This is a genomic window from Serratia sp. HRI (assembly GCF_010119335.3).
Taxonomy (GTDB): Bacteria; Pseudomonadota; Gammaproteobacteria; order Enterobacterales; family Enterobacteriaceae; genus Serratia; species Serratia nevei.
Map to the genome: position 1 here is coordinate 1,936,418 of NZ_CP083690.1, position 11,648 is coordinate 1,948,065.

Annotated in this window: 11 protein-coding genes; 7 read left to right on the top strand and 4 right to left on the bottom strand. The window is 61.0% G+C overall.

Translation table 11 applies throughout. The annotated features are described in order from the left end of the window. The first annotated feature begins 127 nt into the window (after nt 1-127). The 6 genes from lptD to apaH all read left to right on the top strand — a co-directional run bounded on the left by lptD (nt 128) and on the right by apaH (nt 6,904). Nucleotides 128-2,503, top strand: a complete 2,376-nt coding sequence (gene lptD, locus GF111_RS09440) for an LPS assembly protein LptD (RefSeq protein ID WP_147190327.1) — start codon at nt 128-130, stop codon at nt 2,501-2,503. A gap of 65 nt (nt 2,504-2,568) precedes the next feature. Further along, on the top strand, nt 2,569-3,870 hold the full coding sequence (surA, locus tag GF111_RS09445; protein ID WP_048232625.1) for a peptidylprolyl isomerase SurA: 1,302 nt from the start codon (nt 2,569-2,571) through the stop codon (nt 3,868-3,870). Next, nucleotides 3,857-4,849, top strand: a complete 993-nt coding sequence (gene pdxA / locus GF111_RS09450; RefSeq protein ID WP_033649277.1) for a 4-hydroxythreonine-4-phosphate dehydrogenase PdxA — start codon at nt 3,857-3,859, stop codon at nt 4,847-4,849. The genes surA and pdxA overlap by 14 nt, the downstream gene beginning before the upstream one ends. Then, nucleotides 4,842-5,660: a 16S rRNA (adenine(1518)-N(6)/adenine(1519)-N(6))-dimethyltransferase RsmA gene (gene rsmA, locus GF111_RS09455; protein WP_038873412.1), complete on the top strand. Its 819-nt coding sequence runs from the start codon at nt 4,842-4,844 to the stop codon at nt 5,658-5,660. The genes pdxA and rsmA overlap by 8 nt, the downstream gene beginning before the upstream one ends. Nucleotides 5,661-5,672: 12 nt before the next feature. Further along, nucleotides 5,673-6,050, top strand: a complete 378-nt coding sequence (gene apaG, locus GF111_RS09460; protein ID WP_038873410.1) for a Co2+/Mg2+ efflux protein ApaG — start codon at nt 5,673-5,675, stop codon at nt 6,048-6,050. A gap of 2 nt (nt 6,051-6,052) precedes the next feature. Next, nucleotides 6,053-6,904, top strand: coding sequence for a bis(5'-nucleosyl)-tetraphosphatase (symmetrical) ApaH (gene apaH / locus GF111_RS09465; RefSeq protein ID WP_038873407.1), 852 nt, complete (start codon nt 6,053-6,055; stop codon nt 6,902-6,904). A 44-nt stretch (nt 6,905-6,948) separates the two neighbouring features. On the opposite strand, the gene GF111_RS09470 is transcribed toward apaH, so the two are convergent. The 4 genes from GF111_RS09470 to GF111_RS09485 all read right to left on the bottom strand — a co-directional run bounded on the left by GF111_RS09470 (nt 6,949) and on the right by GF111_RS09485 (nt 10,906). Next, a complete protein-coding gene (locus tag GF111_RS09470; protein ID WP_094460549.1) occupies nt 6,949-8,838 on the bottom strand; it encodes a PhoX family phosphatase in 1,890 nt (629 codons plus the stop codon). A gap of 180 nt (nt 8,839-9,018) precedes the next feature. Next, on the bottom strand, nt 9,019-9,501 hold the full coding sequence (folA, locus tag GF111_RS09475) for a type 3 dihydrofolate reductase (protein ID WP_147190325.1): 483 nt from the start codon (nt 9,499-9,501) through the stop codon (nt 9,019-9,021). A gap of 143 nt (nt 9,502-9,644) precedes the next feature. Then, complete coding sequence (locus tag GF111_RS09480; RefSeq protein WP_033637072.1) at nt 9,645-10,109, bottom strand: threonine/serine exporter; 465 nt, start codon at nt 10,107-10,109, stop codon at nt 9,645-9,647. Next, on the bottom strand, nt 10,106-10,906 hold the full coding sequence (locus GF111_RS09485; RefSeq protein WP_038873396.1) for a threonine/serine exporter ThrE family protein: 801 nt from the start codon (nt 10,904-10,906) through the stop codon (nt 10,106-10,108). The genes GF111_RS09480 and GF111_RS09485 overlap by 4 nt, the downstream gene beginning before the upstream one ends. 127 nt (nt 10,907-11,033) lie before the next feature. Between GF111_RS09485 and GF111_RS09490 the strand changes: the two genes are divergently transcribed. Further along, on the top strand, nt 11,034-11,648 hold the full coding sequence (locus GF111_RS09490; RefSeq protein ID WP_038873393.1) for a LysE family translocator: 615 nt from the start codon (nt 11,034-11,036) through the stop codon (nt 11,646-11,648).

An 11,648-nucleotide genomic window follows, 5' to 3' on the forward strand; every position in this document is an offset into this window, starting at 1 on the left:
ATCTTTGCGCCTAACGACGACGCAAGTAAACGGCTGGATTTAGCACTAGCGCAACGCAGATGAGTAATATAGTCTCTGACCGTTTGCCGGACACGACGCCTCTGATGACGGAACACCAAAACCGCGTATGAAAAAAAGTTTCCCAACACTGCTGGCCACGATGATTTGGACGGCACTCTACAGTCAGCATGCGCTGGCTGATCTGGCCGAGCAATGCATGCTTGGCGTTCCCGTTTACGACAAGCCTTTGGTCAGCGGCGATCCGAACAGCCAACCGGTGACCATCAATGCCGATGACTCGCGCGCCGACTACCCGAAAAGCGCCCTGTTCAGCGGCAATGTGCATATCGAGCAGGGCAACAGCACCCTGACCGCCAAAGAAGTTGAGCTGAACCAGACGCAAAAACCCGGCCAGACGGAGCCGGTGCGCACCGTCACCGCCACCGGCGACGTGCACTACAGCGACAATCAGATCAAACTGAAAGGCCCGAAGGCCTGGTCGAACCTGAACACCAAAGATACCGACGTCTATGAAGGCGACTACCAGATGGTCGGCCGTCAGGGGCGCGGCGACGCCGACAAGATGAAGATGCGCGGCGCCAACCGTTACACCATTCTGGAAAACGGCACCTTTACCTCCTGTCTGCCGGGCGACGACAGCTGGAGCGTGGTCGGTTCCGAAGTGATCCACGATCGCGAAGAGCAGGTGGCGGAAGTGTGGAACGCCCGCTTCCGCATCGGCGGCGTGCCGGTGTTCTACAGCCCGTACCTGCAGCTGCCGGTCGGTGACAAACGCCGTTCCGGCTTCCTGATCCCGAACGCCAAGTACGGCAGCAACAACGGCTTCGAGTTCATGTTGCCGTACTACTGGAACATCGCGCCGAACTACGACGCCACCATCACCCCGCACTATATGTCCAAGCGCGGCCTGCAATGGCAGACCGAGTTCCGTTATCTGGTGCAGCCGGGTCTCGGCCTGATGGAGTTCGACTGGCTGCCGGACGACAAGGAATACGGCAAAGATAATGACGACAGCAAACGCTGGCTGTTCTACTGGAACCACAACGGCGTCATGGATCAGGTGTGGCGCTTCAACGTCGACTACACCAAGGTCAGCGATTACAAATACTTCACCGATCTGGACTCCAAGTACGGTTCCACCACCGACGGCTACGCCACGCAAAAATTCAGCCTCGGCTACGCCAACGAGAACTGGAACGCCACGCTGAGCTCCAAGCAGTTCCAGATCTTCGACACCACCGACCGTACCCGGTCTGACACCTATAAGGTGCAGCCGCAGCTGGATCTGAACTACTACAAAAACGACCTCGGCCCGTTCGATTTCCATATTTACGGCCAGGCGGCCAAGTTCACCAGCGTCAACCCGTACAGCCCGGACGCCACCCGTCTGCATATGGAACCGACGCTCAACCTGCCGCTGACCAACGGCTGGGCCAGCCTGAACACCGAAGCCAAGCTGATGGCGACCCACTACCAGCAGGATATTCCTGACGGTTTCGCCGCCAACTATGAAAGTCGTAAGAGTACGCAGAACAATCCGGTTACGGCGCCGAACCTCGACAACTCGGTCAACCGCGTATTGCCGCAGTTCAAGGTCGACGGCAAGCTGGTATTCGAACGCCCGATGATCTGGGCCGAAGGGGCCACCCAGACGCTGGAGCCGCGCGTGCAGTACCTGTACGTGCCGTACCGTGACCAGAGCAACATCTACACCTACGACACTACGCTGCTGCAGACCGATTACTCCGGCCTGTTCCGCGACCGCACCTACAGCGGCCTGGATCGCATCGCTTCGCAGAACCGCGTCTCCACCGGTTTGACCACCCGCATTTATGATGACGCGCTGGTTGAACGTTTTAACGCTTCCGTGGGTCAAATCTACTACTTCAGCCGTTCGCGCACCGGCGACCAGGTAACCGGGTACGACAACAACGACGATACCGGCAGCGTGGCCTGGGCCGGCGATACCTATTGGAAAATCGACGATCGTTGGGGCCTGCGCGGCGGCCTGCAGTACGACACCCGCCTGAACACCGTCTCGCTGGGCAACGGCGTGGTGGAATACCGCCAGGACGCCGAGCGCGTGGTGCAGCTGAACTACCGTTACGCCACGCCGGAATATATCCAGACGGCGTTGAACACCAAAACGGTTCCGGCCTATCAGGACGGCATTTCGCAGGTGGGCATCACCGGCAGCTGGCCGATCGCCGATCGTTGGGCGGTGGTCGGGGCGTACTACTACGACACCCGCGCCAAACAATCCGCCGATCAGCTGGTGGGGCTGAAGTACAACACCTGCTGCTGGGCAGTGACCCTGGGCTATGAGCGCAAGGTTACCGAATGGAACGCCAGCAACAATACCAGCGTTTACGACAACAGAGTTTCGTTCAACGTCGAACTGCGCGGCCTGAGCAGCGATCATAGTCTCGGCTCCGCAGAAATGCTGCGCTCCGGCATTCTGCCGTATCAGCGCGCATTCTGACGCTTTGCAACACTTTGAAAACGAGAACTTTCACCCGCATTTGCGGATTACATAATGGGAAATGTATGAAGAACTGGAGAACGCTTATTCTCGGATTGGTGGTTTGCGCCAATGCCGCGTTCGCAGCACCCCAAGAAGTGGATAAAGTCGCCGCCGTCGTGGATAACGGCGTGGTACTCGAAAGCGACGTCAACGGACTGTTGCAATCGGTGAAGCTCAACGCCCAGCAGGCCGGCCAACAGCTGCCGGACGACAAGACGCTGCGCCATCAGATCATCGAACGCCTGATCATGGATAACATCCAGCTGCAGATGGCCAAGAAAATGGGCATCACCGTGTCCGACGCCGATCTGGATAAAGCGATCGCCAATATCGCCGCGCAAAACAAGATGAGCGTCGATCAGCTGCGCAGCCGCCTGTCGTATGAAGGGTTGAACTACAACACCTACCGTTCGCAGATCCGCAAAGAGATGCTGATCTCCGAAGTGCGTAACAACGAAGTGCGCCGCCGCGTCACCATCCTGCCGCAGGAAGTGGACTCGCTGGCCAAACAGGTGGGCGCGCAGAACGGCAGCGACACCGAAATGAACATCAGCCACATTCTGATCCCGCTGCCGGAGAACCCGTCTCAGCAGCAGGTCGACAAAGCCGAAGAGCTGGCCAAACGCCTGGTGGGTGAGATCAACAGCGGCGCCGACTTCGGCAAGCTGGCGATCACCTACTCCGCCGACTCTCAGGCGCTGAAAGGCGGCAACATGGGCTGGGGCAAGCTGCAAGAGATCCCGACCCTGTTCGCGGAACGTCTGGTGAGCGCCAAAAAAGGCGACGTCGTCGGCCCAATCCGCTCCGGCGTCGGCTTCCACATCCTGAAAGTGAACGACATCCGCGGTGCGAGCCAGTCGGTGTCGGTTACCGAAGTGCACGCCCGTCACATCCTGCTGAAACCTTCGGTGGTGCTGACCGACGATCAGGCGCGCGCCAAGCTGCAATCCGTTGCGGAAGCGATCAAGAGCGGCCGCGCCAAGTTTGCCGACGAAGCCAAACAGCTGTCGCAGGATCCGGGTTCCGCCATGCAGGGCGGCGATCTGGGCTGGGCTTCTCCGGACATCTACGATCCGGCCTTCCGCGATGCGTTGCTGAAGCTGAGCAAGGGTGAAATCAGCGCCCCGGTCCACTCTTCCTTCGGCTGGCACCTGATCCAGCTGCTGGATACCCGCCAGGTGGATAAGACCGACGCCGCGCAAAAAGATCGCGCTTACCGCATGCTGTTCAACCGTAAGTTCGCCGAAGAAGCACAGACCTGGATGCAGGAGCAGCGCGCCCAGGCTTACGTGAAGATCCTCGATGGCAGCGATGCACAGCAATAAACGCGTCGTCATTACCCCCGGCGAACCCGCCGGGGTAGGGCCGGATTTGGTGGCAGCGCTGGCGCAACAGGATTGGCCTGTTGAGCTGGTGGTGTGCGCCGATCCGGCCCTGCTGCTTGAGCGCGCCAAGCGTTTGGGTCTGCCGCTGACGCTGCGCGACTACCAGCCGCAGCAACCGGCCGAGGCGCAACGCGCCGGCACGCTGACCGTGCTGCCGGTCCCGCTCGCTCACCCGGTCACCGCCGGGGAGCTGAACGTCGGCAACAGCGCCTACGTGGTGGAAACCCTGGCGCGCGCCTGCGACGGCTGTCTGAACGGCGAATTCGCTGCGCTGATCACCGGCCCGGTGAACAAGGGCGTGATCAACGACGCCGGCGTGCCGTTTATCGGCCATACCGAATTCTTTGCCGATCGCAGCCGCTGCGATCGCGTGGTGATGATGCTCGCGACCGAAGAGCTGCGCGTGGCGCTGGCGACCACCCACCTGCCGCTGCTGGCGGTGCCGGGCGCCATCACGCAACAGAGCCTGTTCGAAGTCATCCGCATCCTCGACCACGATCTGAAAACCAAATTTGGCATCGCCCGGCCGCACATTTACGTTTGCGGTCTGAACCCCCATGCCGGGGAAGGCGGCCATATGGGGCACGAAGAGATAGACACCATCATCCCGGCGCTCGACGCGCTGCGCGCTGAGGGCATCCATCTTGTCGGCCCGCTGCCGGCGGACACCCTGTTCCAGCCCAAATATCTGCAAGATGCCGATGCGGTGCTGGCGATGTATCACGATCAGGGGCTGCCGGTGCTAAAATACCAAGGGTTCGGCCGCGCGGTGAATATCACCCTCGGTTTGCCTTTCATACGCACCTCGGTCGACCACGGTACCGCTCTGGAACTGGCCGGCACCGGCACCGCCGATGTCGGCAGTTTCCAAACGGCCCTGAATCTCGCCATTAAAATGATAATTAATTGTAATGAATAACAGAGTCCACCAAGGGCACTTTGCCCGCAAACGCTTTGGACAAAACTTTTTAACCGATCAGTTTGTCATCGATAGCATTGTCTCCGCCATTCACCCGCAGCCGGGCGAAGCGGTGGTCGAGATCGGCCCCGGCCTCGGCGCCCTGACCGAGCCGGTCGGCGCACGCATGGATCGCATGACGGTGATCGAACTGGACCGAGATCTGGCCACCCGGCTGGAGAACCATCCGCGGCTGAAAGACAAGCTGACCATCCACCAGCAGGACGCCATGACGGTGAATTTCGCCGAACTGGCCGAGGAAGCTGGCCAACCGCTGCGCGTATTTGGTAACCTGCCGTACAATATTTCGACGCCGCTGATGTTCCACCTTTTCAGCTATACTCAGGCAATCCGCGACATGCACTTTATGTTGCAAAAAGAGGTGGTCAACCGTCTGGTGGCCGGCCCGAACAGCAAGGCCTACGGGCGTTTGACCGTGATGGCGCAGTACTACTGCAACGTCATTCCGGTGCTGGAAGTGCCGCCGACCGCGTTCGCGCCGCCGCCGAAGGTCGATTCCGCCGTGGTGCGCCTGGTGCCGCACAGCGTGCTGCCGAACCCGGTGGGCGACGTGCGCATGCTGAGCCGCATCACCACGCAAGCGTTCAACCAGCGGCGGAAAACCATCCGCAATAGCCTGGGCGACCTGTTCACGCCGGAACAGCTGACGGAGCTGGGCGTCGATCCTTCGCTCAGAGCAGAAAATATTTCTGTGGCGCAGTACTGCAAGCTGGCGAACTGGCTGTCAGCCAATACGACGCCGCAGCAATAAGGAGTTGTTGTCATGATTGATTCGCCCCGCGTGTGTATTCAGGTTCAGAGCATCTATGTGGAATCACAGTCGATCCCTGAAGAAGAGCGTTATGTCTTCGCTTATACCATCACTATCCGTAATCTGGGGCGGAACGACGTGCAACTGCTGGGCCGTTACTGGCTGATCACCAACAGCAACGGCCGCCAAACCGAAGTTCAGGGCGAAGGCGTGATCGGCGAACAGCCTGTCATTCCGCCCGGCGGAGAGTTTCAGTATACCAGCGGCGCGATTCTGGAAACGCCGCTGGGCACCATGGAAGGCCATTACGAAATGGTGGACCATCAGGGTCAACCGTTCCGCACCGCTATTCCCGTGTTTCGCTTAGCCATTCCAACGCTGATCCATTAATTATGTCGACATACCTTATCGGCGACGTTCACGGCTGTTACGATGAACTGAAGTCGCTGCTGGCTCAGGCTGCTTTCGATCCCGAGCACGATCGGCTGTGGCTGACCGGCGATCTGGTGGCGCGCGGCCCCGCCTCGCTGGACGTGCTGCGCTTCGTGCGCTCGCTCGGCCCGGCGGTGCGCATGGTGCTGGGCAACCACGATCTGCACCTGCTGGCGGTCTACGCCGGCATCAGCCGCAACAAGCCCAAAGATCGCATCACCCCGCTGCTGGAAGCGCCGGACGCCGACGAGCTGATCAACTGGCTGCGCCGCCAACCGGTGCTGCAGGTGGACGATGAGCAAAAGCTGGTGATGGCGCACGCCGGCATCACCCCGCAGTGGGATATCGACACCGCGAAAATGTGCGCGCGCGAAGTGGAAGCGGTATTGAGCAGCGACAGCTACCCGCTGTTTCTCGACGCCATGTACGGCGACATGCCGAACAACTGGACACCGGAACTGAGCGGCCTGGCGCGCCTGCGTTTCAGCACCAATGCGCTCACGCGCATGCGCTACTGCTTCCCCAACGGCCAGCTCGACATGATCTGCAAAGATGCGCCGGGCACCGCACCGGCACCGCTGAAGCCGTGGTTCGAGCTGCCGCGCCTGGTGGATCCGGAATACACCATCGTCTTCGGTCACTGGGCCTCGCTGGAAGGCAAGGGCACGCCGGAAGGCGTGATCGGGCTGGACACCGGCTGTTGCTGGGGCGGCGATCTGACGATGCTACGCTGGGAAGACCGCCGTTACTTCACGCAGCCCGCCAACCGTGGCGAGGCGCCTGACCACGCCGGCAGACTGGCCGCGTCCTGAAAACATAAAGGCGGCCCAGGGCCGCCTTGGTTCTCTTTACCGCTTTACGCCCCAATCACCCCGCCATCTTCACGCGTGATCATCAACACCGATGAACGCGGGCGCGGGCTGTTGTTCGGGAAGTGCGAGTCGCCCTCTTCTCCCGGATGCTGCACGTTGACGAACATCGTCTTGTAGTCCGGAGTGAAGGTGATGCCGGTCAGTTCGCAGGACTTCGGCCCCACCATGAAACGGCGAATTTCGCCGCTGACCGGATCGCCCACCAGCATCTGGTTGTTGCCCTGCCCGACGTAATCCCCCTTGTTGCTGTACTTGCCGTCGGTGAGGATCCACAGGCGGCCGGCGCGATCGAAGCCCAGCCCGTCCGGGCTGTTGAACGTGTTGTCCGCCGTGATGTTCGGCGTGCCGCGGTTGACGCCTTCCGGGTGGGCAATCGGGTTACCACACAGCGCATACATGTCCCAGGCAAAGGTGCCGGCGGTGGCGTCACCGCCTTCATCCCAGCGAATGATCTGGCCATAGATATTGTTCGGCCGCGGGTTGGCAGCGTTCAGCGGCATCCCTTCCTCACCGCGCTTGCTGTTGTTGGTCAGCGTGCAGTACGCGCGGCCGTCATGCGGGTTCACCGCGATCCACTCCGGACGATCCATTTTGGTGGCCCCGACCTGCTGTGCCGCCTTGCGGGCGAAGATCAGCACTTCGGCCTCATCGCGGAAGCCGTTCTCCGGCGTCAGGCCGTTCTTGCCGAACTCGAGCGCAATCCAGCGCCCTTTGCCCTTCAGCGGCGTGCCGGCTTCGTCGCCGTCGAACTGCGCCACGTACAGCGTTCCCTCGTCCAGCAGCGTGCGATTGTTGGCCGGATTGGCGGCGTCGACCACACCTTTGGAAACGTACTTATAGATATGCTCGCCGCGCTCGTCGTCCCCCATGTACACCACCAGACGGCCATCTTTGGCCACGGTCACCGCCGCATTTTCATGCTTGAAGCGGCCCAGCGCGGTGTGCTTGATGGGCGTCGAGGTCGGATTCAGCGGATCGATCTCCACGATCCAGCCGTGGCGGTTGAATTCGTTGGGGTTCTTCGCCACGTCAAAGCGCTCGTCATAGTCCGGCCAGTTACGCTCCGGCTCGCTGACCTTCAGCGTGTAGCGCTTCTGTTCCGGCGTGGTTGGGTAATCGGCCTGACGGGTGCCGAAGTAGGTATCGAAGTTTTCTTCGCAGGTCAGGTAAGTGCCCCACGGCGTCTTGCCGTTGGCGCAGTTGCCGAAGGTGCCCAGCACCTTGCGCCCGCTCGGATCGGCGGCGGTCTGCAGCAGCGGATGCCCGGCGGCCGGGCCGCTGAACTGCATGTCGGTGTTGGCGGTGATGCGACGGTTATAGCGCGACGGGCGCTCCACTTCCCAACGCTGGCCGTTGCCGACGCGCTTTACCGCCACGATGGAAACACCGTGCGCCGCCTGCGATTTACGCACCTCTTCCAGGCTGGTGGCCTTAGTGCCGCCGTGGGCGAACAGGTATTGCTCATTGACGTATTCGTTATTGATGGCCATCACGCCGTGGCGATCGTCGATCGGGAAGAAGCTCATGCCGTCGTTATTGTCGCCGAACTGTTTTTCCTGATCGGCGGCGCTGTTGTTGCCCTGCGGATCGAAGGCCGGTGCGCCATCCACCAGCGGTTCTCCCCAGGAGATCAGCACCTCCGCACGGTAGCCCGGTGCGATGGTCACCTCGTCGGCGGTAGAGGCGGCGATGCCCTGAAAGCCCAGCAGTTTGTTAGGCGGCAGATCCTCGGCCAACGCCTCGGCGGAGACCGACCAGATGCCGCCGCCGAGAAAGCCGGCCAGGCCTACGGCGCCGGCGCTGCCGAGCAGCAGTTTGCGGCGAGTGGGATCGATCAGGCGGTCGGCGTCTAATTGCTCAATTTGCTTGGTCATAGCGTGGTTACCTTTTTAGTTATGGCGCCGCGGTCAAGATTCACCAGAGTTGCCGGGGCGCTCGGGGTTGGGCTTCATACTAATCAGGTAATGTGACGGAAAGGTTACGGACGACGGGCGCAAAAAGGCCGGGGGCGCAATTGCTTGCGCCCCCGGGGGGAGTTGGCTAACGCGCTGAAATCAGCGGCGCTGCAAGATCTCGAAGCAGTAGCTGTGCGAGTTCAGATCGTCGGCGTCGTGGAACTCGCTGAACGTGGTTTCCCACTCGTCCGGCTCGTAATCCGGGAAGTGGGTATCGCCGCCGACCTCGGCGTCGATGTGCGTCAGGTACAGGCGATCGGCGCGCGGCAGCAGCTGGGTATAGATGCGCCCACCGCCGACCACCATTACTTCTTCCACGTCGCCGGCGGCGGCCAGCGCTTCATCCATCGAGGTCACCCAGGTCACCCCGGCTTCGCTGCCCGGACGGCTGCTCAAAACGATATTGTGGCGGCCCGGCAGCGGGCGGCCGATGGACTCGAAGGTCTTGCGGCCCATAATAACCGGCTTATTCAACGTGTTGCGTTTAAACCACGCAAGGTCCGCCGGCAGGTGCCACGGCATGGCGTTTTCCATGCCAATAACGCGATCCGCCGCCAAGGCAGCGATCAGGCTGATAATCATTGTTTAACCCTGTGTAGGCAGCAAAATTGGTGACACTATACGTAAAGGCCTGAGTGCCGTCGATAGGCTAATCAAGCAAGATGAATATATAAGATAGCTCTTATCAGCATATCTAATAACCAACGATCTCCCGCCGGGAAATTTCACACGCCGGGGCGTTTGCGGTACAGCCACAGGCCCGGCAGCGACAGGCCGATCGACAACGCACCGACAATGAAACTGGCCTTGAGGAAGTTGGTGATCATGGTCTCCATCAAGGCTTCGCTGTAGCCCAAATGCGAGATTTCTACCACAGTTATCATCGCGGTATAGGCGGAAATGCCGGGGAACATCGGGATCACCGCCGCCACGGTGAACACCTTCGGGTGCGCCAGCAGCCAGCGCGACCAGTAGATACCGATGATACCGATCAGGATCGCCGCCAGCAACGAAGCCCACTCGATGTTCATGCCGCCGTGCATCATCAGCATGCGCGAACCGCGCCCGATGGCCCCAAGCAACGCGCAATAACGCAGCGCGCGCAGCGGCACGTTGAACACCATGGCGAAGCCCAGCGCCGGCACCGCCGCCAACAACATCTCCTGCAACAAGGCCCACAGCAGACTCATGACCACCCCCGCAGATCCCACAGCGACATCGCCATCACCACCCCGATGCAGGTCGCCAGCGTCAGCAGGCTGGCCATCGCCCAGCGCGCCAGCCCGGTGTTGACGTGCCCCTTGAACATATCGGCCACCGCGTTGATCAGCGGGAAGCCCGGCACCAGCAACAGCACGCTGGCGGCCATCGCCACGCTCGAGGTGTCCTTAAACGCCGGCAGGCGCAGCAGCAGCCCGGAGATCGACGTAGCAACAAACGCCGTCAGGCAAAAATTGATCAGCGGATTCATATGGCGGGCGGTGAGAATTTGGCGCACCAGCATCGCCGTGCCGCTGGCGATAAAGGTCACCAGGAAGGCGTCAGCGCCGCCACCGTTGAGCATGCTGAAGCACCCGCAGGACAACCCCACCATCAGCACCACCAGCCAGCGCGGGTAGCGCAACGGCCGGATCCTGTCAAAACGGCGCGCCACGTCGTGCGCATCCGCCAGGTGGTGCTCGGCGAGGATCACGATATGCTGCACTTCGGTCACCACCTGCATATTGATGCCGCGATCGACGTTCTTGCGGGTGGTGGTCAGACAGGCGCCGTGGCTGAGGGTGGTCAACACCACCGCATTGGCGGAGATCGAGCTTTCCACGCTGTCCATCCCCAGCGCCAGCCCCAGGCGGGTCGACAGCTGTTCCACCACCGTGCTCTCGGCGCCGTGCTGCAACAGCAGCAGCGCGCATTGAATGCACAGGCGGGTAATTTCACGCTGTTGCCGGTGCGGCTCCGGCCTCTCTGTGGCGGTAGTCTGCTGCATGGTGCTCCATCGCTGGCGGTAGATGAATAATTATCATAGAGCCTAACAATACCTCATTGGGTTGATGCGCATCAGAGGAAGCGGCGTTATTATCGCCAGAACTCTGTCTTTTGCGCGAGACGTCCCCATGCTTGAAACTTCGCTGTTCGTCGCCGGCATTGCCGCCCTCGGCATGCTCTCCCCCGGCCCGGATTTTTTCCTGGTGATCAAAAACGCCGCCCGTTATCCGCGGCTGGCCGCCATGATGACCGCCTTCGGCGTGATCTGCGGCGTCGCCACTCACATGTCCTACTGCGTCGCCGGGCTGGCGGTGGTGATCACCACCACGCCGTGGCTGTTTAACCTGCTGAAATACGCCGGGGCGGTCTATCTGGTGTGGATCGGCATCCAGGCGCTGCTGTCGCGCGGCGGCGGCAAGATGAACATCAGCAATCTGCCGCAGCAGCAGGTCAGTCTGAAGAGCGCCTTTGCGCAAGGCTACCTGTGCAACCTGCTGAACCCGAAGGCCACCCTGTTCTTCCTGGCGGTATTCACCCAGGTGCTGCAGATCGATTCCGGTCTGGGCGACAAGCTGTGGTACGCGGGGATTATTCTCGGCCTGTCGGTCATCTGGTGGCCACTGCTGGTGTTCCTGATCCAGAGCGGGCCGGTGCGCCGCGGGTTGGAAAAGACCCAGAAGATCGTCGACAAGCTGCTGGGCGGTATGTTGATCGCCTTGGGCATCAAGGTCGCACTGAGCTAA